This is a genomic window from Synechococcus sp. CBW1006 (assembly GCF_015840525.1).
GTDB lineage: Bacteria > Cyanobacteriota > Cyanobacteriia > PCC-6307 > Cyanobiaceae > CBW1002.
The window spans coordinates 237,476-261,865 of record NZ_CP060396.1 but is presented as its reverse complement, the minus strand read 5'-3'; the positions used below and the strand labels follow the sequence as shown (position 1 = coordinate 261,865).

Below are 24,390 nucleotides of genomic sequence, written 5' to 3'. Positions count from 1 at the left end.
TGGAGTTTATCCAGTCAAGGCATCATGTGATCTTGGATTTGGATACAATCAGGCGGGGGGGGGCTGCGTGATTGCATGAGGATTCTCCTGCGGCCTCGTCTCATCCAATAAAGCTGAGGTCGTCGCTGTTGAAGACGGTGCCGTTGTTGCCGCTCACGATCAGAGTTGTGGTGTCTTTGTATTTCACCTCAAGGGTTTTGGTTCCGATGCCACTGATCACGTACTCGTCCATGGTTCCGCGGAACGACAGTTTGTCTTCGGCGGTGTTGAAATCCCGGATCGTGTTGGTTTCGATCACGCCCTTGGGACGGATCAATGCGTCTGGGGTCATAAAGACGTTGTCTTTGCCGGCTCCGAGCTTGATGATATCGTTGCCGGCTCCGGGTCGCACCAAGTCATCGCCGGCGTTGGCATTGATCAGGTCATTGCCGCCATTGCCGCGAATGAAGTCGTTGCACTGGGACCCGGAGATGCTGTCGTTGCCGTTGCCGCCGGCCAGGTAGTAGGCAAATCCTCCTGCGGGGATCTGGCCGTTGTCGATCACGTTGCCCTGCTCGTCGCGCCGGCCACCGGCGGCTTCGAGGATGGTCTGGCCGGGGCCTTCAAAGTCGCCGCTGACGATCGCATCGAGGTTGACGCGGCAGTCGACGTCGTCTGGATTGCAGTAGGCGTTCTGGAAGTCGTAGACCTTGGGCCCGTCGTCGCAGACGAAGGAGGCCTCCACGATCGCGCCCTGGCCACTCTCGGCCAGGCCGATCACGGTTGTGGTGCCGGAGACGTTGATGACGTTATTGCAACCGCCGCTGAGGATCTCCTCGTCGCAGAAGAAGTACGTCTGACCGGTCGTGTCGATCACATAGGACATGGCTGGCTGACAGTAGGGACGCTGCTTGCCTCAAATGCTATCCCCGAATCGAGCGCCTGACACAGTGTTTCAAAGCCTTAATCCAAAGACCATTGTTCCGTCAGGGTCTACACAATCTCAAAGTTTTTCTGAATTGCCTTAGTCGCACCTTAAGACTGCAGGTTCGGCTTGTCGGGGAGGGCCAGGCTGTGGTGTAACGCTTCAGCCACGCGCCCTGGGTCCAGTCTCAGGGGCTCCAGGGCTGGTCCTTCGTAAAGTAAATTCTGATAAAGCTTTGGTGTCAGCATTTCCTGTTCGCATCGGATCAGGTCCAGCTGCAGGTGTTCCGCCAGGCCGTTACTATATGGGGGACTATAGCGCCTGCTGCACAGCTCCAGCACCCGGCAGCCCTTCCTGGCGAAGAGCAGGTTGGCCAGCCCCGCGCCGTGGGGCATCACCACCAGTGCCGCCGATCCGATCCGCTCGGCCTGCTGCCTCAGGCTCATGCCGGCCGGATCCACAACCTCCACCTCCTGTTCGGGCATCAGCTCCTGGAATCGCGCCAGGGCCTCCGCTTCTCCCCACACGGGTCGACGCCAGCCGCCTGGCCCGCGCCACCACCACAGCACCCGCCCATCCTGCGGAGCGACCGGCTGGAGCGTGCGCTGCCACCAGGCCACGCTTGCCGCAGCCGGCACTGCAAAGCGACCGGCGAAATCCGGCACCAGCAGCTCCTCGGCCTGGATGTGGCGGTGGTGGTGGGCATCGATCAGCTGCTCCGGCCGCAGGCCCAGCAGGTCCACCAGGCATTCCCGCACCACCGGTCCGCTGCCGCCGTTGTGCCACACCGTCAGGTCGTGCAGGGATCCCTGGTCTGCCAGTTGTTCCAGGGCCCGCCCCAGCCGGGGCACCGCATCCACCAGCCAGTGGTAGTGATTCTCGGCGGAGAGATCCGCCACCGCCAGCACCCTGCCCCGCAGCTGCAACGGTGGGTCCACCGGCCATGGCTCCAGGCTCTGCGGCGGTTCCGGGCAGGTTGGCCAGGGTTGGGGGTAGCGCCGGCACAACGCAGCCATCCGTTCACCGCTGCCGTTGGCGACCCCCAGCCCATGGGTGAGCTGCCAGGGATTGGCAGGGCTGCGGATCCAGCAGCGTCCGCCGCTGAGGCGATGCACGCCAAAGGGTGGATCGGCCTGCCGTTGGCTCGGTGGATACCAGCGCTGGCTGGTGGGTCCGAGTGGTTCCTGGCGCCAGTCCTGCAGCAGGCGTTCAGCACAGGCCGAACAGTGCGGCCCCAGGCAGCGATCCGGTGGCCCCTGTTCGCGCTCCCAGAACGCCGCTGCGGGCATGGCCGGTGGCGGTGGTTTCTGGGCGTTCGGCCCGGCTGGCGCCGCCAGCTCAGCCGCCGCCGCCAGCTGCTCCAGGGCCCGCGCACCGAGCGGATGGTCGTGTCGCTCCAGCCGGGCCAGGGCCCGCAGGGCCTGCGGCTGCGGTGCGATCGCCAGGCTTTCCTCCAGAATCCGCTGACTGGCGCGGCGGTCCTCCGGCCACACCACCGCCAGCCATTGCCGTAGCAGCCCAGCCAGGTCCTGCGCCAGTTCTGAGTCGCTCGATTCCGGCTCGCCGATCAGCCTGGCGCTCCAGCTCAGCACCTGGGCGCGGAGGTCCCGCAGGGGATCCTCCCCGCTCAGCTGGGTCCGCAGCCGAGGGGGCCACCAGGGGCTGCCGTCCGCCGGTTCGCCCAGCTCCTTCACTAGATCGGCTCGCAGGCGCCTCACCAGCCGCTCCCCCGGTTCCGGTCGGAGCCAACGCAGCAGCAGCTTGCTCTCGAGGCGCCGCCACACCGGGTCGTGCAGCAGCAGCTCCGGTGTGAAGGTCACGCCCTCCCGCCGGCTGCTCCGCCCTGCGTTCTCCGCCAGGTGCAGCCACGTCCGTGCCGGAGACAGGGGGCTCATCCCCAGGCTGGTGCTCCAGAGTTCCTGGGCCAGGGGGCGATCTCCCCCTGTCCAGGCTTTCCATCCCGCCCAGGCGCGGGTGGTGTAGCGCTGCTCCCGCGCCAGAGCCTGGGCTGCCGGCGTGGTCGGCAGCCTGCGCAACTGGCGGTCCACCACCCACAGCAGGCTGTGGGCCTGGCTCTGCACGTGCCGGCTGGCGCTGCCGGCATGCACCCGATAGCCACAGCCGATCCGGCGCAGCCAGGTGCCCCGCTGACCCGCCAGGGCCAGGCGCAGCAGCAGATCCACATCCTCGGCATGGGCCAGGGCTGGATCGAACCCTCCCACGGCTTCGAGGGCCTGCCGTCTCAGCATCCACGCACTGGGCAACACCGCCTTGTGGCGGAAGGCCTCGGCCGGGCTGAAACCCGCCCCCTCCAGCCAGGGCCGCACCTCCACCAGCGGCCGGCCCGCGGCATCCAGCCGCACCCAGCCGCACAGGCAATGGCTCCACTGCTGCTCGGCCATCAGGAGGGCCCGCTGGTCGGCCAGCCGCCCCGGCAGCATCAGGTCGTCGGCATCGAGAAAGGCCACCAGGGGAGCCTGGCTGGCATGCCAACCCTGGTTTCGCGCCCGGGAGACCCCCACACCGTCCAAGCGCAGCAGCCTCAAGGGCCAGGGGTGGTGGCTCCAGAGCCGTTGCACCAGAGCGGCGGACGCGTCGCTCGAGCCATCATCCACCGCGATCAGTTCAGCCTCCACCCCGCTCTGGCTCTGCAGCGAAGCGAGAGTCTGGGGTAACCAGGCGCTGGCATTCCGGAAGGGAATCACCACGGAGACCTCTGGCCTTGTGCCCATGGCGATGGTGTCCGTTGTGGGCGATTATCGATCAATCTGGCGCCTGCCTCTGCGATGACCACCCCTGCACAGCAGCCCGGCCGCCTGCGAAGGGCCCTGGGGCGGTTGTGGCCACGCCCCCAGGCAGAAGCTCCGGCGCTCGCTCAGTCACCCCTGTTCGAGGGCGCGGCAGGCAACCGCTCCCCAGCCGTGCCGGTGAGCGTGCCCCTGCCGGCCCATGCACCAGAGCACCTGGTGGCGCAGGCTTCCCGCTACTTCGACTACGCCGAGGATCTGAGCCTGCGCGGTGCCCCTGAACTGGCGGCCCCCTTTTACCGGCAGGCCTATGTGCTGTTGCGTGCTTCTGCGCAGAGCGGGCCCTACAGCTCGGACGGCCCGGCCGTCGCACCCAGGCCTGTCCAGACGATCGCTGCCCAGCCGCAGCCGGCCAACCCGGCCCAGCAGGCTCCTGCGGTGCCCTGGCGTCAACGCCTTGAGGTGCTGCGCCGGCAGCTCAGCGCCCAGACGGCTGCCGCCGTGACGCGTGAATTGGATCAGCTCCAGGCCCAGGGCGTGAGTGATCCGGATCTTCACAAGCTCAAGGGTCTGGCGGCCCTGCTGCAACGCGATGACGGCAAGGCCGAGGAGGGGTTCCGCGCCGCTTTGGAGCTGGATTCCAGTCACTACAGCAGCCTGGTGAATCTGGCTGGGATCTTCGTACGCAGCGGCAGGGCGGAGCAGGCGGTTCCACTGCTGCGGAGGTCTTTCGGGCAGATTGCCGCCGATGATCCAGAGGCTGTGCCGGCCCTGAATAATCTTGCTCTGGCCCATCAACAGTTGGGCCAGGCGATGGAGGCGGCCCAGCTGGTGCATCGCATTCATCGGCTCAAGCCCGGTTATCTGCGGCCAGCCCGATTGACGGAGGCTGCCGGCACGTTGGAGCAGATGGGTCAGGACCGTGAGGCGATTGAGCTCCTCACCTGGCTGCAGCAGCAGCAGCAGGCGAGCCCTGCCCTGCTCAGAACCCTGGCGCAGCTGCATGAGCGGCGTGGTGAGTTTGAACAGGCTTCGCTGATCTATCGCCAGGCTCTTGCCGATCCAGGCGAAGTGCCAACGGTTGCCAAGACTCCGTTCAAGCCTGACGATCCGCAACAGGGCGATGCACGAAGGGGTGAATCGCTCAAGCCGGAACTTCGAAATCCTCGGCCAAGCGATCAATCTGGCGTTTGAATTGCTCCAACTGGAGCAGGGCATGGTCGCTTTCCGATAAGCCCTTCAACGCCGGAATCCCGTTGATTCGATCTCCCCAGATGGTCTTCGCGATTTCCAGGCGCTCTCCTTCATCCACACTGGTATGCGTCGCCTGGATCTGCTGGATCAGCTCAGACTCGTTGGCGGTGCAACAGTCTATGGCCCTGATCAACCCGTAACGGGCATGATCCCAGTGGTGAAGATGCCGATGGTTTTGTGCCAGCTCATACCATCCCCAGGCAAAGCTGGGGGCCAGATCACAGCATCGTTGATGGGCTTCGATGGCCTTGCTGTGCTGATCGAGCAGTGTATAACACTTTCCAAGTAAATGATAAGCATATGGAAAGCCAGGCTCGATCTGAATCGCCTGCCTGGCCAAGGCCTCGGCTTCTTTGGTTTCACCACAATGGAAGCAGGCCTGCGCCAACTTGTAATCAATAAACCCAATGATCCTGCTGGCTGGATTCGCATCAACCCGGAAGGAAAGAAAGGCCTGCTTCATCAGGGTCCAATCCGCTCTTGCCTCCAGTTCTTCTGCGACGTGATGCAACTGAGTTGATGTCAAGGGGCGTTGACGAATCAATTCGGCCAAGGCGATGATATTCATCGAGAACTCCGTTGGCTCTTGACTGCGTCTGAAGTCATAGAAAAAGCCTTTATCCTATAGAGTAAATCGACGGCACGATGACATTGTCTGCGGTATTCGGAGTTGATCTGCAGAAGCTGATCCCGTTCAATGCGAAACCGTTCGGATTCCAGCTCAAAGCTCCGGCAGCGCAACGCGGCCAGTTCTGCGCTGTCGATGGCACGGTCACAATCCAAGCGTATGTCTGCAAGTTGTTCAAGCAACCCGTGTGATTGTTGTTCTTTGCGGGCAATCACATCCTGCAATTGCTTGACTTCTTCTATTTTATTCTCCACTTCTTTTGCCTTTTGATCTAGAAGTGACTGGACCCTCTCGAGATCCGCAGTCCGAGTGGTCAGCTGTCCTAGTGTGGTGGCAAGTTGTGCCTGAAGATCTTGTAACTGACTTTCTTCGTGTTTGATACGAGCCTCAAGATCTCTGAAGCCAGCATAAAGTTCTTCTTGCTTGCTGATTTTTTCCACGGCTTGGGCCAGTTGTCCCTGTGCCCTGGCAAGACGCTCTTCCAGAATCTCCGAGCTTTCCCGTTTTCTCCAAGGATTCGAGGAGCGGATTCCCCAGAAATAGGTATCTCCGGGTGAGGCATTAACTTCAAAGCCATAATCAGAAAAGTATTGATTGAGCTGAATGGCGTCAAGTAGATGATGCGGAGTTAAATTCTTGTAGTAATGATTGGTGAAGGGTGAGGATGCTGAGTCTGAGTCAATCGTTCCATGAGCTGGCCTGCCAAAACCGGCAAAGGTTAACAACACAAGTCCACCAGATGATGTGATCCGAATGATCGTTGCAAAAATCTCTTGCCAGCCTGAAGCATGCTCCAAGCATTCGGTCGAGATGACGATTGTTGCCCACTCTGAGGGCAGTTCCAGCAATTCCCCCGGAACAACCAGATCCACCGCTTGACCAGCTCCGATATCAATACCTAGGTACGACTGATAGCCCTGAAAGCAATCCCTTACTGTGCCGTTGATATCTTGTGATCCTATTTCTACAATCTTGGCATTTTCGATCAGCCCTTGAAATCGTTCACAGGCGCTCAGAATAAAGCGATGCTGTTTTTCATGCGCCATGGCTTGATTGTAGTTGACGAACTTGGCTTGTTGCGAGAGGCATTGAGGATCGGGTAAATGCGATTCTCGTTAGGTTCATGATGATTAGCCAAAGCCCTCCTCATCTCGATAGGAATGAACCACGTCAAAACCCCACTTGGCACAGAATAATGTCCTGTTCTTGGCAATAAGCTCAGATCGCTTGAGATCATCTTTCCCAAAAGACTTCGAGAGTTCATGATGGATGAATACATCATCGCAGATCACGAGGCGATAGCCAGCTTTGCGAGCTCGTACACAGTAGTCATCATCTTCATAGTAGCCAAGGCCAAAGTCTTCATCCAGCAATCCAATATCACGAACGACAGCACGCTTCAACATGACGCAGAAAAACGCTAATGCATCCACTTCTAGCGTCTTTCTGTGCCGAGCGGTTGTGAACTCCTGGCTACGCCACTGCATTTCTTTCATGGTGCCATAGGCAATCTTGATCTTCTGCTCGTTGCCAATGGCATTGGTCACGGGGCCACACAGGCCAATCGATTGGTCAGCGCGAAGGGCTCGCAAAAGCTTGAATAGCCAGTGTGGCGTTACTTGGGTGTCATTATTGAGAATCACGAGATAGTCTGATCGTGCCTGCCCCATGCCACGGTTGCAAGCATGTGCAAAGCCGGAATTTTCTTCGAGTGTGATGACGCTAATGTGAGAATTCTGCTCCTGCAACCTGTTCAAGTAGTGATGCGTTCCATCTTTAGATGCGTCATCGACGATAATCAGCTTGTAGTTCGGGTAGTGTGTATGAGCTTGCAGGCTCTCGATGCATAGCTGTGTGGAATGAATGTTGTTGTGACATGGAATAATGATGGATACTTCGGGGAAAATGCTGTTAAGTGCCTGGTCGTAAAGTTCTTTGCGGTTATTCCAGGTATTCTCTGCGGCAAAATGTCGCCTAGCCGCAACAACCTCATGGGAGCTGTCCTCCTGTGTTGCGTTGATGATTGCTGCCGAGAACTCATCCGCAGTTGCCGCCAGGCGTACCAAAGACTCATCCAGATTCAACGCCTCGATTTCCGGTAGCCTCGTGGAAACAACAGGCTTGCCAGCGGCTAGATATTCATAGATCTTGACAGGATTTGTGGCTTTAATCAAGTCTATCAGCTTGAAGGGAATTATACAAACGTCCGCCAGGAGTAACAGAGCTGTGAGTTTATTGTACGGAATCTCGCCAAGGAAATGGACGTTATCTGGAATTTCTACGGCATCGAGATCGCATCCTTCGGTTGAACCCGCCAGGAGAAATGTATGGTGATTAAGCTGGTTCGCTACATCGGCGACAAGTTTCAAGTCGAACCAGCCAGAAATCGCCCCGTAGTAGCAGATAATGGGAGATGTTGCAGACTGATAGCGTTCAAACAGACTATCAGGCATGGCGGCAGCGGAAAAATAAGCATACTCGCAGCCGTTCCTGATAAGATAGTGATTATTATGTGTGAACTGATTATGCAGAAACTCAGATGTGGTGACAAGCGCATCGCACTGGCTGGCCAGCAGCTTTTCTTCTTCGATCACTTCAAGAGATGTCTCAGGAAAGCCAGCGATATGATCCATGCAGTCGTAGATGATTGGCAGCTCCTGCAGCCCAGTGCGACAGATCTTGTGCCATGACGGATGCATGATGATTGCAATGGCACTTTCTAGCTTGTAGATCTCAATCAGACTCCTCAGTTGCGCCGAGATCCACAGTGCCATGGCATCACTGGGGTGGTTGTAGATGTTATTGAGATCTTGCTCGTTTCCGCTGCCGGAGAAGTGGGGTGGCTTTTTTAGTGTGACTTCAAGGATGTTTTTTCGAACTCTTTTCAGGGAGGGCAGCAATGCCTTGGAATCGCTACCGCTGCTGTGAGTGGCGATGAAGTTTGCATTCACATAATAGATCTGGTAGCCATCCTCTGCCAGTGATGCACTGATCTGTTGCGGTCTTTGGTATCGGTACCCCCAGTCAATAATGGAGAAGACAATCAGCTTGCCTGGCTCTTCGGCCTTTTGCCTTGGAGTTTCCCTTGGCTGATGCTTCTGATCGTCGGGGAGTTCATTGTCGATATCTAAGGGCAATCCCAGTGCTGCTGCGATGCGTTTGACCTTGATTTCCAGTGCAAGAGTGCGCTGTAAGGCCAAGTTGGCCTGATTGAGAGATGCCAGCACATCAAGGCTGCGGCTGGAAAGGTTGCCGCTGCTTGGTGCAGCGGTGCTGGTGGAAGCCTTGACCAGGGTGACGCCGCCAGCCACGGCTTCAATCTCAGCCAAAGACGATGGGAAACTGTTCAGTTCAATCCTGAATGCATAGTCGCTATCCTGCTGACCCAGGATACCGAGATCTTCTCTGGGCTGATTGGCGAGGCCTTCACCAAGCGTGGCCCCCGTTTGTTTGTCTACAATTGTAATTTTCAGCTTCCTGGACGGATCGGAATCATCCAGTGCCCATCCAAACGCCAAGCGACCGACGACCCCGTCGAGGTGGCCGCGTACGTCGTTCACATTTTCCCCCACCGCTGGGCCCGCTTCAGGAATCTGCTGGCCATCCTAGTGCTTGACCAACAGACCATTGTCTCCTGTTGATTGGCTGTGATTCTCTCCTTCTGTTCTGCCTGTATCGTCTGTGCTTCATTGTTGGTCGTTTCATCGCCATCAACCCTCTGGTTCTTGCATACTTGAACCGGAGTTCTCGTTGGCAGCCTGACTATCGTGTCCAGAAAGCGGCGACAGGGGCGCAAGAATCCTTTCCATGATTTCTCCAAGCCATCGAAGCCACTCGAAGAGATGGCCATGGTCAGTTCAGGCAAGCCGGATCCCAGTTTGAGCTCCTACCCGTTTGTCAGTCTCTGCACGGTGACTTACAATCGGGCTGCATTTCTGCCGCTGCTGGAGAAAAGAATTCTCGATCAAACCTATCCCCGTGAACGCATGGAGTGGGTTCTGATCGATGATTCCCCAGCTGGTGTTCCTGATTTCGTGCCCAGCGAGGCAAGCGGTCTTAAGGTTGTCTATCGCCGGCTTGATGAGAAGCTACCACTGGGACAGAAGCGGAATCTCAGTCATACCTTCTGTGAGGGCGAGATCATCGTCTATCTCGACGATGATGATTATTATCCCCCGACTCGTGTCGAACACGCTGTTCGCCGGCTTCTGGACACTGGTTGTTTGGTCGCCGGGTCAACACTGCTGCCGATTCTTTTCCTGCCCGAAAAAGAGTTGTGGCTGGCAGGGCCCTATGGGCAACATCATGCCACGGCTGGAACATTTGCATTCCGTAGGGAGCTGTTGAAGCAAACTGCTTATTCCAATGATGCTTCTCGAGCTGAGGAGCGATTCTTCCTGAAGAATTACTCATTTCCTCTGGCGCAGCTGGATCCTAAACAGACAATCCTCTGCATTGGGCATGATCGCAACACATTTGAGAAGCGCCTGCTGATTCAGAACAAGGGCAATCCCCGCTTTCGCCAGCTGAATCAAGCAGAGGGACCGACGGCTGAGTTGCTTGAGGAAGTCGCGAGCCAGTATGTGACTGTCATGCTGAGTTCTTCCGCTCCAGTGGGGCTCACGATGCAGTCTCCTGTTGAACGTGGGGATTCTGGTGCGATTGTCCAGGCGCTTCCGTCTATTCCGATATTAGGACATGAGAATGGCTTATGCTTTGACAGCAATCTTGTCCATTTCAAGATTGTCATCACTGCCCGCGTTCCTGCGGTGTCGATTGATGGCTGTATTCAGTCACTGCGTCAGCAGAAGCATCATAACTTCAGGGCCATCGTCATTGTTGATCCATCTACGGAGCTGACGCCTGAGCAGATCTCTATCGCGATCGATGGGGATGAGCGATTCAAGGTGTTCATGAGCCCTGTGTCGATGAATTCATCTCTTGAAGCCTTTCTGAAGGGAGTCGAGCTGCTTCAGCCTGGCTGCGATGATGTGATGATCGAGATCGATGGGGTTGACCGGCTACTCGGTGATGATGCTCTTCAGCTGATCAGTCATACGTATCAGCGTCATCAGTGCCTGTTGACTTATGGCAGCTATGTTCGGGCAAGTGACCATCAGGTTGTTGGCAGCGCCTGCCTGGCACGTACCACCTTGGCCCATTCATTTCGCCAGGTTGGTTGGTGTGCGGCCCCGTTGCGCAGTTTCAAGGCCGGCTTGCTGCCGTTCATCGTTCCCTCTGATCTGGGGGATGAGGCTGGGGCGATTGACAAGCAAGCCGATGCATCAGCTTTGTTCCTTCTCTTTCTCGAGTTAGCAGCCGGGCGCATGATCTGGATTCCAGATCCACTGCTCTGGCTCAACGATCTTGGTCCTCTGGAGGGGCGCTTGTCTTCAGAGATCACCGCATCGGTTTCGTTCAGCCGCCTGCGATCGATCCCGCCGTTTGCCCCTGCTCCCTTTCTGTCCTTGGCGACTCCGCCCAGGAGTGGCGTGGCGACTGGCCCTGACCATCAATCTCTCCTGGGCCAAGCCTGGCTTGGCGATGGCAGGGGTGTTCAGGTTTCCGTGATTGTGCCCACCAGGAACAGACCCGCTCACCTGACCACTGTGATTCGGCATTTTCAGGCCCAGACCTGGCCCAATAAGCAGATGCTGATTCTTGATGACAGTGCCACTGCCTGTGCGGAGGCGATCGCTCTGTCACAGGCTGATGCGCGGGTGACCTACTTACATCGACAGAGTCCCCAATCTCTTGGTGAGAAGCTGCGCCAGCTTTGCGACCTTGCATCGGGTGACATTATTGCGCGCTTCGATGACGATGACTATTACGCGCCTGATTACCTGGCTTTTATGGTCGGAGATCTGTTGCAGCATGGCTGTGACTTTGTCTCGTTAAGGAGCTGGTGCTGTTGGCATGCACGTAGTGGTGTGTATGGCTTTTGTAACTCGTCATTGTCTGGCCTGCGCTATTCTCATCTCACGGCAGATGGGATCACTGTCTTGGCGAGAAACTTGACTCGTGAAGAGCTGGACTCGAATGCCTACGGTCATGGTTTCAGTCATGTGTTCTCTCGATCTGCTTTGCTGAAGCTGAGTGGGCTCGATCACTCTCTCCCTGTCGATTCTTCCTTGCTTCGACGATTTGTTGATGTTGGGTGCAAGATCATGTTCTTGGATGATCTTGTCGGGCGTGTCGTGCATGGGGTTCACCCGCACAGCACGTCATCCTGCTTTGCTCAGCATCTCCTCACGCATGACGTGCTTGCTTCATCGACCACACTGCGCCCCTTGCCTCCCACTGCTTTTCCGCCTGCGGGGTCCATCTGAGTTGCCCCTTGGTTGATTCGGAGCTCGGTGGCCTCAGAGCCTGGTCTGGCCAAAGACCTTGCTCCACCTACACTTGAATGGAGTTCAGGAGCGGAGTGCAGGAACGATCCCCTTCCATCTCAGCACTGCAACAGGACCTCGCTCGGATTGATCGGGCCATTGACGAGCAGCAGCAGCGTTGGCTTCAGCGTCAGCGGGATGCCGAGGCCGTCTTTGCGATCGTGGAGGCGCGGCTGAATTCCCTGTCTGCGTCTTTGCCAACTGGACAGGCTCCTAAGCCTGTCCAATCCTCCTGGCCAGAGCAGGCCAGGCAGGAGCCTGCCCCCTTGGCCCTGCCGGAAGGCCTGGATGAGCCGGAGGCCGAGCTGGTGAATTGGCTGGAGCGGCAGGGCACGTCGTCCGCCCACGAGAATCTTCCTGCTGTGTTGGCCCAGTATCCTGCGTTGCGGGATGCTGTGCGCGTGCGTCTTCGCGCCAGGTTGGCCTCAGAAGTTGTGATTGATGCACAGGACTGGTCGCCCATGGCGGCTGAGCTGTGGCAGGGATTGCCGGGTCAGCCACCCCGGGATCCGAACAGCGGCTGGATCGAGGCAGTGCCTCTGGCCCTCCGCTCGATGTTGGAGGAGCGTTGGCTCCATTTGCGTCTGCAACGCTGGTGCGACCTCCATTACGGCGACAGAATCCTGGCCTACTTTCAGGAGAGCAGCGCTGCCCTTGAGAAGGTGGTGTTCAGCATGATTCGAGTCGAGAGCCACGGCACTGCCCTTGAGCTGTACCTGCGCCTGCTGGATGAGGGTGCCTCCTTTCATGACCTGGCTCGGCAGTTCGCAACGGGTGACGAGCGACTCAGCCTGGGAGTGATTGGTCCACGTCGCCTGGCTGGACTGCATCCGGATCTCCAGGCTGCCCTCAGTCGGCTGGCACTCGGTGAGCTGCACGAACCGTTGCGCATCGATGACTGGTTCGTGTTGCTTCGCTTGGAATCCCGCATTCCAGCCCAGTTTGATCAGGACACCCGCCAGCAGTTGCTTCAGGAGATGCTGGATCACGACCTTGACGCGGTGCTGACTGGCCGTCAGCCTCCCTTCGCAGCTCACTTGAAGGCTGTGCAGCCTCAGCGTCTGTTCCCTGAGTCGTGATGACCCGTTCCTCTTCCTCTGCGAGTTCTGACACGTCCGGTTTGCCAGAGGACCCCAGTCCCCTGGAGTTGAAGCAGTTTCTGGTGGGACTCAGGCAGCAGTTCAGGGAACAGGCACGTCAGGATGCTGACGAACGCCGGCAGTTGGAGGACGGCCTGCAGGCTGCGCAGCGGCAGTTCCAGGAGCTGCAGGACCGGCAGAGCGTGTTGCTCAGTCGCCTCCAGGCGCAGACCCATCGCGTGGGGGAGCTGGAGCAGGCGCTTGCCTCCGCTGAACAGGCGCTTGCCTCGGCTGAGCAGGCGCGCGTTTCGTCTGAACAGGCGCGTGTTTCGGCTGAGCAGGCGCGTGAGGTTGCAGAGGTGGCGTCACGGCCTCAGCGGCCTGCCGCTCCAGAGCGTCCCCGCGAGCTGGTCACGCCTCCCCGGAGACGGCATCGCACGGGCTGGCCGGTGGATGCCGCATGGGCCAAGGTGTTCATGGGAGCCGTTCTGATCGGCTTCATTGCCGGTCTTGGTGGTCCGTGGATCCAGCGGCGCCTGCAGCAGCAGCAGGCTCTTTCAGGCAGTGCGCCCATCACCAGCCAGGAGCAACTGTATCTTCAGGCGATGGAGCCCAGCTGGTTGGAGGTCCGCCGGCTTGATGGCACGATGCTCTTCGCCGGTGAGTTGGAGGGTGAGAAGCAATTCCCCCTTGGCGAGGGTGTGGAGGTCAGTGCGGGACGGCCAGACCTGGTGACAGTGCGTGTGGACAATCAGCCCCCGCGGGTTCTCGGCCGCATTGAAGAGGTCGACTGGCATCGCTTCCAACCCGGTTCCTTAGGAGCAGAGCAGCCTTAGGAGTAGAGCAGCCTTAGGGGTCGTGCAGCCTGAGTCATCCTGCTGGTCTGTGTTTCAGTTCTTGCCATGCAGGCGTGGCCATGGTGTCAGCGATCACGGCCTCTGCAGGATTCCCCGCTCTGTTCGGGCAGCAGAAAGATGTCGTTGCACCAGATCCCCAGAACTCGCAATGACAGTAAAATGCTAATGCTGCCCAATGACACGATCAGCACACCGAGGCTGCGGCGATGGTTCAGCGTCCATTGCAGCCAGTGGAGAGGCCACAGACCGGGTTGAAGGATTGGCCTGGGCTCTGATTCTTGTGGCGTGATTGATGGTTTGCTGCCTGGCAGGCGTTGTGGTTCGGTCTTGCCATGCAGGTGGTCCGGCTGTCGTGTTGGCATCACCAGCGATCCCTGCACAGCAACGGCAACGCTCACGTCGTCCCCTGTGCCTCGGCTACTCAGCCTGTCGAGGCGCTGGGACAGATCCGATCTCATCGGAGCCCCTGCAGAGGGTCGCTGCAGGCTTGTCACCAGCTCGGTGGCCCAGCTGAGGTAGTCCGTGGTGGCGCCACAGGACTTTCTCACCCCGTCGGTACTGATCATGACGGCGAAGGGTTCCGAATCCGGTTCCAGCCCTGTCATCTGGGTACGGGCTGCCATCGCCTGTGCGGCATCGGCCTGGCAAAGGCTGGCCGTGGATTCTCTCTCCGGATTGGGGGATCTCTCCTCACTCAGCAGCCTGGCGACACCATCGCTGGACACGCGTACCAGATCCCAGTCGCCCAGTCCGGTCACCGCCCACCATTGCGGTGTCAGCACCAGGACAGCGAGGGTGCATCCATAGGGAAGCCTCGAGAATGCTTGAGAGTCCATCGCCTCAGGTTCCAGCGGCTGTGACGTGAGCGGCTGTGTTGTCCCTGCTGGAGCCGGCATGGTCCTCTGCTGTTGTCTCCAGTGCTGCTGAATTGCTGAGGTCCAGTGGCGCTGGATGCGCCTTGGCAGTTCACGGGCCAGCTGTTGCCTGCAGTGCTCCAGATCAGTTCGCACTCCTTCTTGAAGCCTCAGGTCGCCCAGCCATTCGCTCACGGTCAGGGTGGCCACGCGGCAGGCCTGCTTGCTGCCCACGTCACTGAGAAAGTGGCGTGGGTGGCCGTGGCCATCCGCCATGGCCACCACCGTCACGGGAGCTCCATCGCGGCTCCTGCTCAGGACCTGGGCCACGTTGTCCTGGCAATGATGGCCGCGTTGGCGATGGGAGGCACCTGTTCGGCTGATGCAGGCCAAGACCTGCCAGCCAGCCAGGGATTCGGAAATCACATCTTGATGCGTCATCGTTGACTTCCTTGCTGGGATGCCGATTGTTGCGCTTTTGATGCAGTTGGCCGCAAGGCACGGATGATCAGTCTGGCTAGTCCCAGGAAAGCCATGATGCCGAGAAGCAGCTGAATCAGTCGACTGCCGTTTGGCATTAGAATACCGATCGCTATTCCTCCCGAAAGGCCAATCACAAGATAGCGAATACGAAGGATTTCAGGACGTTTGGCAAGGGGGGCTCTCGGTGCTGGAGCCCTGGCTTGTGTTGGCCACTTCTTGCTGTGGTGGAGTTCATCTTTGTAGGACAAGGTTTCTGGTCTTGCCGTGACTCGCTGCCATTGGTGCTCTTGTCTGGCGGCTTGTTGCGCGTCATAGGCAGCCCTTTGTTCTGTATTCATCAGCTGGGTATAGGCATTGGCAACCTCTCTGAAACGCTTGACTGATTCGGGGCTGTTGCCGTTTCTGTCTGGATGTGAATTCAGAGCTGCTTGCCGATAGGCTCTCTTAATCTCGATGTCGTTGGCCTGTGCTGAAACCCCCAGGATTTCGTAGGGACAGTTCTGGCTTCTTTCGCAGTCGTTCACCAGAAGTTCGATGGTGTCGTCATCCAAGGGGCTGGCACAACGGACCTGAAAATGCAGCCTGCACTCAGGGCATTTCAGGGGGCGCGGCTCAGTGGCTACCACCACACGTAGTTGGCGGCCGCAGCCCGGGCAGGCCAGAAGCCGTGTTGTTGCCCGATCCTCGTGATTCATGGCCTTCCGATGTGCTCCAGTGCCATGTCGCCATCGCACGCATGGGGCACTGCCGTGCCCATCAGAAGCCGATCGCACAGGGCGGCGCTCAAGTGGCTGACGGCGCATTCTTGCGGAACCGCGGCTCCACCATCATCTGCAGATCGGCAGTGGCGGGCTGGGGCCGACCGAAGAGATAGCCCTGAAAGTGACGACAGCCCAACTGCCGCAACAGATCCCATTGCTGCTCGGTTTCCACGCCTTCGGCGATCATTCGCAGCCCAAGGGTGTCACAGAGGGCGACGATCGTGCGCACGATTGCTGCATCCTGTGGGTCGAAGGAGAAACGTTCCACATAGCTGCGGTCGATTTTCACTTCCCTCACCGGTAAGTGGCGAAGATAGGTGATTGATGAGAAGCCGGTGCCGAAGTCGTCGAGGGAAAACTCCAGATTGTGCGACCGGAGTTGATGCATGCGCTGTGCCGCGAACTCAAGGTCGGTCAGCACAGTTGCCTCGGTGATCTCCAGGTTGAGCAGGCTTCCTGGGATGCCTGTCTGCCGCAGCAGGGCAATGAGATCGTCCGGGAAGTCTGGATGGAGAAACTCGGTCGGACTGATGTTGACGGCTACCCTGATATTGTTGCTGCGGACCAGTCCCCACCGGCTGATCTGATGGCAAACAGTTTCAAGGCTCCAGCGCCTCAAGGCGTGAATGACACCAGACTCCTCGGCGATCGGAATGAACTCTGAGGGCGAAATGAGGCTTGTGCCCTGATGATCCCAGCGCATCAGAGCTTCCATGCCGCATAGTCTCCCCAATGCATCAACCTGCGCCTGGTAGTTCACCCGTAGTTCGTCGTCAACAAACCCTTGGCGTAGCTTCGATTCAAGTCGACTACGGTTCACGATCCGTTGTTGCATGGCTGGTTCAAACATCTGAATCTGGTTTTGACCCAGTTTCTTGGCTTCGAATAGAGCCACTCCAGCCTGCTGCAACAGGGTCTCAACGCTGAGCTCAGGCTCCGTCATCAGGGCGATGCCGATGCTGACGCTGCTGTGCACCACCCCGATATCGATGTGGTGGCCTCGATTCAGGGACTTGAGGATCATCGCGGCGACCTTCTGGGCTTCCAGTCGTGCCTCTTCCGTCGTGGATGCGAGTCTTTCGAGTACCACGACAAATTCGTCTCCTCCCAGGCGGGCCACGGTGTTGTCCTGGGGCACAAGAGCACGCAACTGGCGGCTCACAGCGCAGAGCAGCTGGTCCCCGGCAGCGTGGCCGTAGGTGTCATTGAGGGTCTTGAATCGATCCAGGTCGAGCTTCAGGACCCCGTGACATCGATTCAGGCGAGGATAGGCACTGGCGAGTTGCTGCAATCGGTCTACCAGCAGGCGCCGATTCGGTAGTTGGGTCAGCGTGTCGTAGAAGTCGAGCCGGTGCACGTGCGCCTCGTGACGCTTGCGTTCCGAGAGATCAAGGATGGATCCCGCGAAGTGGCCTGGTTTGCCTTCGCAATCACGCGTGATCTTCCCCCGGGCCAGCACGCTCAGATAGGAACCGTCTTCATGGCGCAGTCTCAACTCTGCCTCGATACTGTCGATCTCGCCCTCCAGGGCTCGTTTCAGCCGTTTCTCGAAGTCATTGCGATCGCCGGGATGGAGGCGGTGGATCCAGAATTCGGAGTTACCGGCAGCCTCCTGTCGGGGATAGCCAAGCATTTCCTGCCAGCGTGCCGATAAGAAGCAGGTGTCGTTGGTCACGTCCCAGTCCCACCAACCGTCATTGGTTCCTTGGAGGACCAGTTCCAGCCGCGTCTCCGAGGCATGCAGCGCCTCCACCTGCGCTTCGATCACCAGGCGGTCGCTTTCCTGATCAAGATGGGCACCGACTTTCTCGGCGATCAGATTCAGCACTTCAAGGGCATCGTCGCTGATGGGCTCGCAGCTGGCGCTGATCATCGCCGGATTCGCTGCCAGGACCACGGCATGGCAGTGACCGTCGCGGCTGATGCATCGGCAGGCCATTGCCTCCCCCTGCTCGAGGCCCGGCAGGACCATGGAGGATGTCGTCATCCTTGACTGTGATCCCGCCAGCCGTCGTGCCTTGCGGGGACTGAGATGCCGAAGCTGGGCCTCGATCTGTGGGCCAAGTTCGCGCCACCTGTCCTGATCCGGGATGCAGCCGCTGCAGGCGAATCTGATGCTCTCCGCCATCTTCTCTTGTGGCAGGATCCACACCGCGCCGATCCCTACATCCAGCACATCGGCCAAGGCCTCGGCCAGGATCGTGATGCTCGGCTGCTGGGGCCCCATGGACAGCAAGGCGTCGGACAACCGGTTGAGCCGGGTGAGCTGTTCCACCTGCCTGTCGAGACGGGAACGTACCGATATCAGCTCCTGCTGTAGCCGTGAGTAGGCCGCAGCCAGATCCAGGGTCATGCGGGAGCGGGTTGATAGAGGGCCGCCAGGGCAGTGGTGTAGTTGTGATAGCTGTTGGCTTGCCCCAAACGGGCATATTCTCCAAATCCGTACATGCCGAACCAGGGAGGGACCTGCCCCTGTTGCAGGAAGGGCATCTGCAGGCGATGGATCAGCTCTTCCTTGATCACGCGCTGAAAGAGGCGGCGACCACGGGCCAGGCAATCGGCATGGAATACGGCCAGCAGGTGTCCGTCAGGTGCGGCACTGGCCATGGCCGCCAGCATCCGGTCCACGTCGTTGAAGATGCGCTCCTCGTCCCGCACGGTGATCCACAGATCGGTGCCTGCGGCACAGTCAGTGGCGTAAAGAAGCCCCCCTTCCGGGGTGTGATGGGTCACCACGCGCAGAATATGGGGATTGCCGTAGTCCCGTGCCAGGTTTTCCGGCAGCAGTTCCGCCAGGGCGCCAATCGGAATCGTGTCAGCTTCGGTCGCGTCGGCAGGCAGGCCAAGGCGTTGCAGGTAGGCCTGCCAGGCTGGCTGACCGTCCAGTTCCAGGATGCGATTGCCCTCCGCCTTGGTGACCCGCAGAGGATTGCCGACTGCCACGAACCCGTGACTGGCCTGGGTGACCACGTGAAGATCGGGATCCCAGAACCCCACAGCGAGGGCCGCATGCTGAAACAGCTCACCATCGACGGCCTGCTGGCTGCTCACCCCCTGCATCTGATCCGAAGACGTGCCGCCGAAGATCACAACCTCCGGGCCGAGCACGGATTCAATTCCGGCGATCAGGCGGTCGTTGGCGATGTCAATGCCGGAGGCCAGCAGATACACCATCCGAACAGGGTGCGGTGCTGCCTGCTGAAGCTCTTGAGCCAGTTCGACTCCCTTGGAGAAGGATGTGGGGCCGAGCAGTCCATCCACGTGGGCGACTCCAAAGCCCTCTCCAGAGATCCCCATCACAGCGATGTCGTGCATCGATTCGCCCGGCCCATCGCGTCCAACAACCCCCGCACAGGATGCTGCCAGGATCCTCGCTTCAGGGCATTGCCGCGCCGCCACCCGACTGAGACTCTCAAGATTGTGCCCTACCACGCCCAGAATCAGGAGCACGGCACAATCGGGTCGATCGGTACCGTAGGCAAGTTCCAGTGCCTCGAGAACGGCCCGCTCGGGATTCACGGCACGAATGTTGCCGGAACGAAACTCGATCATGCGGCTGCCGGCTGGGGCAGAGAACAAGGATCTCAGACTAACGCGGGACCATTGGCAGCCCCACCTGCTGATCACTCCAGGAATCACACGTCCTTCGAGCCAGAGCCGCTGGTATCGACGAAGTGTCAGATTCAGTGATGACATGGGATCCCAACCCGACCCGGGAAGAAGGATCTCTAGAGAATTGCGAAAAGCCGGTGACTGGATTTGAACCTGCGACCTACTGATTACGAATCAGTTGCTCTACCGCTGAGCTACACCGGCAATACCCTCTGAAACTAGCATTCGCCCTAACGTTGTCCCGTTGTGGTGCGTCTCATGGGATCCAGGCAGGACGACTCCCCCTCGCGCGATCTCGATCCCGCCCTGCGCCAACGGTTGCTCACCGAGCTCCGCACTCCGTGGCGCGGGCTGCGACGGGCCTTGTGGTTTGCGCTGCTGGCTTCGGCCAGCCTCGGCCTGGCCACGATGGCTCTCAGGGGCGCCAGTGGTGAGGGGGTGGCCTCAGTCGATCTGTTGATCCAGATCGGGGCCTTCGCGATCTTTGCCACGCTGCTCTGGTTCGATCGCAACCAGGGGGGCTGAAGCGTCGCCCGGAGTGCTGACACCCTGTTCAGCTGTCTCAGGGACAGACTCCTCAGGGACAGCCTGCTCAGAAACAGCTTTCTCGATGGCTTCACCACCAGGTGTTTCCATGGCCGCATCTTCTGTTGCAGCCCCCTCCTCTGGAGACCCTTCCTCTGAAGCTAGTTCCGTGGCTGCTGCCGGTGCCGCTGCCACTGGAGCCGCCCCAGAGACAGGCCGGGAGATGGCCAGATCCGGGAGCAACAGCAGCGGCAGGCCGAGGCACAGGCGCCTGTCCTCAAGCTCCACCTGACTGAAGGGTGCTGCGGCCTCGATCGCCGCTGGGCTGCGGCTGAGCAGCCAGAGGCTCTGAAGCACCTGCTGCCATTGCCACAGCATCAATGCCAGCACCGGCATCGTCAGCAGCAGAGCCTGCAGCCGCTGATCAGCATCCAGCAACGCCAGTGGGCCAGCCACCAGGGCGGCGTGACCATCCAGCCACCAGAGCAGAGGCAGGGCCACAACGGCGCCAGCGATCAGTACCCCCCGCAGCAGCGGATGGTCCTGCAGGCGGCTGATCCGCCCCTGCAGATCCCGACGGGCCCGCAGTGGGGCTTGCGCGAGCAGGAGGGAAAAGGCGTCCGGAGGCCGGCGCCAGAGCAGCACCGCCGGCATCAGCACCCCGATGGCCCAGGTGAGCAGACGCTCCAAGGCCGGCCAAGGGCCTGGATCACTGCCCCCGAGCAGCAACAGCACCACCAGCGCTTCCAGGGGCAGGGCGGGGAGGCCGAGGAGCTGCAGCCACAGCAGCGGTTCGCTGCGGGGATTCACGATGATCAGGTGCTGAGGGTTCGGCGCTGGGTGACGAACTTGTAGGCCTCGACCCGGTCGCCTTCCTGCCAGGCGTTGAAGCGATCGCAGCCGATGCCGCATTCGAAGCCGGTGGCCACCTCCTTGACGTCGTCCTTGTTGCGGCGCAGGGAGTCGAGGTCGCCCTCGTACACCTTGTCCTTGCCGCGGTGGACGCGCACCTTGCAGTTGCGCTGCAGCTTGCCGTTGGTGACATAACAGCCGGCCACGGCGCTCTTGCCGATCGTGAACACGGCGCGCACTTCGGCTTCGCCGAGGGATTCCTCGACCAGCTCCGGCTCCAGAAGGCCTTCCATGGCCATCTGGATGTCTTCGAGGAGTTTGTAGATCACCTCGTAGTCGCGCACATCCACGCCGGTGGCATCGGCGGCGCGCTTGGCGCCGGAGGCCATCGAGGTGTTGAAGCCCACGATCACGGCGCCGGAGGCGGCCGCCAGGTCCACATCCGTTTCGGTGATCTCGCCCGGTGCCGAAAGCAGCACCCGCACCTGGACCTCGTCCTGGGGCAGTTGCTCGAGCGATCCGAGGATCGCCTCCACACTGCCCTGCACGTCGGCCTTGAGGATCAGGTTGAGCTCCTTGAGCTCGCCCTCGCTGACCTGCCCCGATATGGACGCCAGGGAGACCCGGCGGGAGGCCATCTGCTGGGCCAGGCGGGTGGCGCGGGCCTCATTCGCCCGATCGCCCACCACGCTGCGGGCGGTCTTCTCATCGGGATAGACCTCGAACTCGTCGCCGGCGGTGGGGACTTCACTGAAGCCCAGGGCCTCCACCGCACAGGAGGGCCCCGCCTGCTTCACCCGCTTGCCGGTGTCGTCCACCATGGCGCGCACCTTGCCGAGCACAGGGCCGGCTGCCAGCACGTCGCCGGCCCGCAGGGTGCCGTTCTGGATCAGCAGGGTGGCCACCGGTCCCTTGGCCTTGTCGAGGTGGGCCTCGATCACGGTGCCGCGGGCCATCCGATCCGGGTTGGCCTGGAGGTCTTCCACCTCCGTCACCAACAGGATCATCTCCAGCAACTTGTCGATGTTCTCGCCCTTGATGGCGCTCACCGGCACCATCACGGTGTTGCCACCCCAGTCTTCCGCCACCAGATCCTGGCCGGACAGTTCCTGCTTGACCCGCTCGGGTGATGCGCCTTCCTTGTCGATCTTGTTGATCGCCACCACGATCGGCACCTCGGCCGCGCGGGCGTGGCTGATCGCTTCCAGGGTCTGGGGGCGGACCCCGTCATCGGCGGCCACCACCAGCACGGCCACGTCGGTCACCTTGGTTCCCCGGGCACGCATGGCGGTGAAGGCCTCGTGACCTGGGGTGTCGAGGAAGGTGATGCGGCGGTGCTCGCCGGCGTGAGGAATCTCCACCTGGTAGGCACCGATGTGCTGGGTGATGCCACCGGCTTCGCCCGCTGCCACGCGGGTCTTGCGGATGGCATCGAGCAGGCTGGTCTTGCCGTGGTCGACGTGGCCCATCACCGTCACCACGGGAGGGCGGCGGATCAGGTGGGCCAGATCGCTGGCCTCGATCATCTCCACCGTCTTCTTGGCGGCGGCTTCCACGTCGTCTTCCAGCACCGGAACGCCGAATTCCTCGGCCACCGTTTCGATCGTGGAGAGATCCAGCGTCTGGGTGACGGTGGCGCTGATCCCCTTGAAGAAGAGGCTCTTGATGATCTCGGAGCTCTCGACACCGAGCCGGTCGGCCAGTTCCTGCACCGTGAGGTTGCCCTCCGGCACGATCAGCATCTCGGGGCGCTGGGCCTTGGCCTCGCGGGCAGCCCGGAGCTCCATGGCGCGGCGGCGCTGGCGCTGGCGCGTGGTCTCCTTCTTGCGCTTGCGCACGGCCACCGTGGGCTTGGGCGCGGCGGCGACGGCGCTGCGCGGCTTGGCCGGGCGGGCCAGGCTGGCCTGCAGAACCAGCGCTTCCTGTTCGCCGGCGTAGCCGCCGGTTTCGGCGGTGAGTGCATCATCGTTATCGCCGATGATGTGAACCTTCTGCCGCTGTTTCTGCGGCGAGCGGCTGCGCAGGGCCTCAAGTTTGGCGCTGTCGTCCCAGTCGGGGCGGCGGGGCCGGTTGGTGCCGGCCGGCATGCCGGGCCGGAAGGCCGGCCGGCGGGGGGCGTTCGGCGGAGTGGCGGTGGGACGGGCCGGATCAGTGCTGGAGCCGGCCGCCACCTCGCCACGCTCAGGACGGCGTGGGGGGGCTGCGATCGGACGGGCGTTGGGCTTCTGCAACTGCATCAGCTCGCCCGGTGCCATCGGCTTGCGCATGCCGGCCGGCATGCCGGGGCGAGTCACGCCGGTCGCACCGGGGCCAGCTGCATCCCGGCGGATGGGCTTGCCCACCAGCTCGAGGGGGGAGGTGCCGCTGCGATTGCCGGCACCGCGGGTACCGGCCTGGCCGGGCCGAACCGGGGCGGGGGCCGCAGGCCGCTGTGGTGCCCCGGGCCGTGGCCCCGTGGCTGTGGGACGGCTCACCGGTGGCGCCGCCGGACGGCCGCTTCCGGCGGGGGTTGGGGTGGACTGGCCGCTCTGCGGGCGACCCACCAGCTGAGGCTTTCCGGCTGGACGTGCCGGTTGGCCGCCGGGGCTGCGTTGGGGTTGGCCGGGGCGCTGCGGCATCGCAGGCCGCGGTGATGTGGGGCGGACGTTGGCGTCGGGGCGCGCCGGTGCTGGCGCTTCGGGTTTCCGGGGTGGCGGAGCGGCAGCAGGCTTGACCGGTGCCGGGGGCTTGACGACGGCGGCAGGACGAACCGGTGCCGGGGGCTTGACGGGGCCAGCCGAGGGCTTACCCGGACCTGGACGGGATGCAGGTTTGGCAGGCATGGTGGCGGGTTTGGCCGCCACCGGAGCCGGCTTGGCAATCACTGGAGCAGGTTTGGCGGCCGGCTTTTCAGGGGCGGCCGGCTTGGTGGCAATGACGGTTGGAGGCGTTGCCGGCCGACTGGGTTTCACCGGCGCTGGGCGACTGGGCGCTGCCGTCTGCGAGGTTGCGGCCGGTTTCGACGGTGCCGACGGCCGCGAGGGCGCAGCGGGCGGCTGGCTCGGGCTGGGAGGAGCGGCGGCCACCGGGCGGGCGGGCGCGGCGGGCTTGCTGGGAGCCACGGCGGGGGGCTGGGGTTGGGTGTCGGCTGCGGCTTTCTTCACGGAAAGAATGGCCTTGGCGGGCGCTGCCGGGGCAGCTGGGGTCGCTCCGGAGCCGTTGCCCTTGATCAGGGTCCGGATGCGGATGGCCTCGTCGTCGCTGATCGAGCTGCTGTGGCTCTTCACGGCGATGGACAATTTTTCGGCGGCATCGAGCACGTCCTTGTTCTCCAGGCCCAGGTCCCGGGACAGCTCATAAATTCTGACTTTGCCGCTGCTGGTCATTCAGGTCTCCAAGGGTCGGGGCCGTCCGGCCGCCAGTCGGGACAACGGGTGCCACCGGGCCGCATCCATGCTGCGGCCAC

15 protein-coding genes, 1 tRNA gene and 1 pseudogene are annotated in these 24,390 nt (G+C 61.0%); 5 read left to right on the top strand and 12 right to left on the bottom strand.

Annotated features, from left to right (window positions below; all coding sequences use genetic code 11):
- Positions 1-100: 100 nt before the first annotated feature.
- Both H8F26_RS01275 and H8F26_RS01270 read right to left on the bottom strand, forming a co-directional pair.
- The gene (locus tag H8F26_RS01275) at positions 101-865 is read right to left on the bottom strand and encodes a hypothetical protein (RefSeq protein ID WP_197156941.1); all 765 of its coding nucleotides are present in this window, start codon (positions 863-865) and stop codon (positions 101-103) included.
- A gap of 434 nt (positions 866-1,299) precedes the next feature.
- A pseudogene (locus H8F26_RS01270) lies at positions 1,300-3,636 on the bottom strand (glycosyltransferase); the annotation flags it as partial.
- 54 nt (positions 3,637-3,690) lie between these two features.
- Between H8F26_RS01270 and H8F26_RS01265 the strand changes: the two are divergent.
- Positions 3,691-4,845 carry a tetratricopeptide repeat protein gene (locus H8F26_RS01265; RefSeq protein WP_197156938.1) on the top strand — a complete coding sequence of 385 codons (1,155 nt, stop codon included), beginning with the start codon at positions 3,691-3,693 and terminating at the stop codon, positions 4,843-4,845.
- Here H8F26_RS01265 and H8F26_RS01260 read toward each other — a convergent pair.
- From H8F26_RS01260 to H8F26_RS01250, 3 genes are all read right to left on the bottom strand, one after another.
- Positions 4,796-5,473, bottom strand: a complete 678-nt coding sequence (locus H8F26_RS01260; protein WP_197156936.1) for a tetratricopeptide repeat protein — start codon at positions 5,471-5,473, stop codon at positions 4,796-4,798. The genes H8F26_RS01265 and H8F26_RS01260 overlap by 50 nt on opposite strands.
- A complete protein-coding gene (locus tag H8F26_RS01255) occupies positions 5,470-6,579 on the bottom strand; it encodes a hypothetical protein (RefSeq protein WP_197156934.1) in 1,110 nt (369 codons plus the stop codon). The genes H8F26_RS01260 and H8F26_RS01255 overlap by 4 nt, the downstream gene beginning before the upstream one ends.
- Positions 6,580-6,663: 84 nt before the next feature.
- Positions 6,664-9,093 carry a glycosyltransferase gene (locus H8F26_RS01250; RefSeq protein ID WP_197156932.1) on the bottom strand — a complete coding sequence of 810 codons (2,430 nt, stop codon included), beginning with the start codon at positions 9,091-9,093 and terminating at the stop codon, positions 6,664-6,666.
- Positions 9,094-9,300: 207 nt separating this feature from the next.
- On the opposite strand from H8F26_RS01250, the gene H8F26_RS01245 reads away from it, so the two are divergent.
- The 3 genes from H8F26_RS01245 (at position 9,301) to H8F26_RS01235 (ending at position 13,837) form a co-directional block, all read left to right on the top strand.
- On the top strand, positions 9,301-11,862 hold the full coding sequence (locus tag H8F26_RS01245; protein WP_197156930.1) for a glycosyltransferase: 2,562 nt from the start codon (positions 9,301-9,303) through the stop codon (positions 11,860-11,862).
- A 77-nt stretch (positions 11,863-11,939) separates the two neighbouring features.
- Positions 11,940-13,001 carry a peptidylprolyl isomerase gene (locus tag H8F26_RS01240; RefSeq protein WP_197156928.1) on the top strand — a complete coding sequence of 354 codons (1,062 nt, stop codon included), beginning with the start codon at positions 11,940-11,942 and terminating at the stop codon, positions 12,999-13,001.
- Between the two features lie 68 nt (positions 13,002-13,069).
- A complete protein-coding gene (locus H8F26_RS01235) occupies positions 13,070-13,837 on the top strand; it encodes a RodZ domain-containing protein (RefSeq protein ID WP_197156926.1) in 768 nt (255 codons plus the stop codon).
- Between the two features lie 86 nt (positions 13,838-13,923).
- Here the strand turns inward: H8F26_RS01235 and H8F26_RS01230 are convergent, their stop codons facing one another.
- The 5 genes from H8F26_RS01230 to H8F26_RS01210 form a co-directional block, all read right to left on the bottom strand.
- The gene (locus H8F26_RS01230; RefSeq protein WP_197156924.1) at positions 13,924-15,153 is read right to left on the bottom strand and encodes a protein phosphatase 2C domain-containing protein; all 1,230 of its coding nucleotides are present in this window, start codon (positions 15,151-15,153) and stop codon (positions 13,924-13,926) included.
- Positions 15,150-15,746 (bottom strand): J domain-containing protein, encoded by a 597-nt coding sequence (locus tag H8F26_RS01225; protein ID WP_197156922.1) that lies wholly within the window; start codon positions 15,744-15,746, stop codon positions 15,150-15,152. Before H8F26_RS01225 ends, H8F26_RS01230 begins: the two co-directional genes overlap by 4 nt.
- 232 nt (positions 15,747-15,978) lie before the next feature.
- Positions 15,979-18,309, bottom strand: a complete 2,331-nt coding sequence (locus tag H8F26_RS01220; RefSeq protein ID WP_197156920.1) for a bifunctional diguanylate cyclase/phosphodiesterase — start codon at positions 18,307-18,309, stop codon at positions 15,979-15,981.
- Entirely contained in the window at positions 18,306-19,535 is a 1,230-nt protein-coding gene (locus H8F26_RS01215; protein WP_197156918.1) for an FIST signal transduction protein, read from the bottom strand. Before H8F26_RS01215 ends, H8F26_RS01220 begins: the two co-directional genes overlap by 4 nt.
- A 165-nt stretch (positions 19,536-19,700) precedes the next feature.
- Positions 19,701-19,772, bottom strand: a tRNA-Thr gene (locus tag H8F26_RS01210).
- 54 nt (positions 19,773-19,826) lie between these two features.
- On the opposite strand from H8F26_RS01210, the gene H8F26_RS01205 reads away from it, so the two are divergent.
- Positions 19,827-20,093 carry a DUF3493 domain-containing protein gene (locus tag H8F26_RS01205; protein WP_197156916.1) on the top strand — a complete coding sequence of 89 codons (267 nt, stop codon included), beginning with the start codon at positions 19,827-19,829 and terminating at the stop codon, positions 20,091-20,093.
- Here the strand turns inward: H8F26_RS01205 and H8F26_RS01200 are convergent.
- Both H8F26_RS01200 and infB read right to left on the bottom strand, forming a co-directional pair.
- Entirely contained in the window at positions 20,013-20,903 is an 891-nt protein-coding gene (locus H8F26_RS01200; RefSeq protein ID WP_197156914.1) for a low-complexity tail membrane protein, read from the bottom strand. The two genes, H8F26_RS01205 and H8F26_RS01200, sit on opposite strands and share 81 nt — an antisense overlap.
- Before the next feature lie 5 nt (positions 20,904-20,908).
- Positions 20,909-24,310 carry a translation initiation factor IF-2 gene (gene infB / locus H8F26_RS01195; RefSeq protein WP_197156912.1) on the bottom strand — a complete coding sequence of 1,134 codons (3,402 nt, stop codon included), beginning with the start codon at positions 24,308-24,310 and terminating at the stop codon, positions 20,909-20,911.
- Positions 24,311-24,390 lie beyond the last annotated feature (80 nt).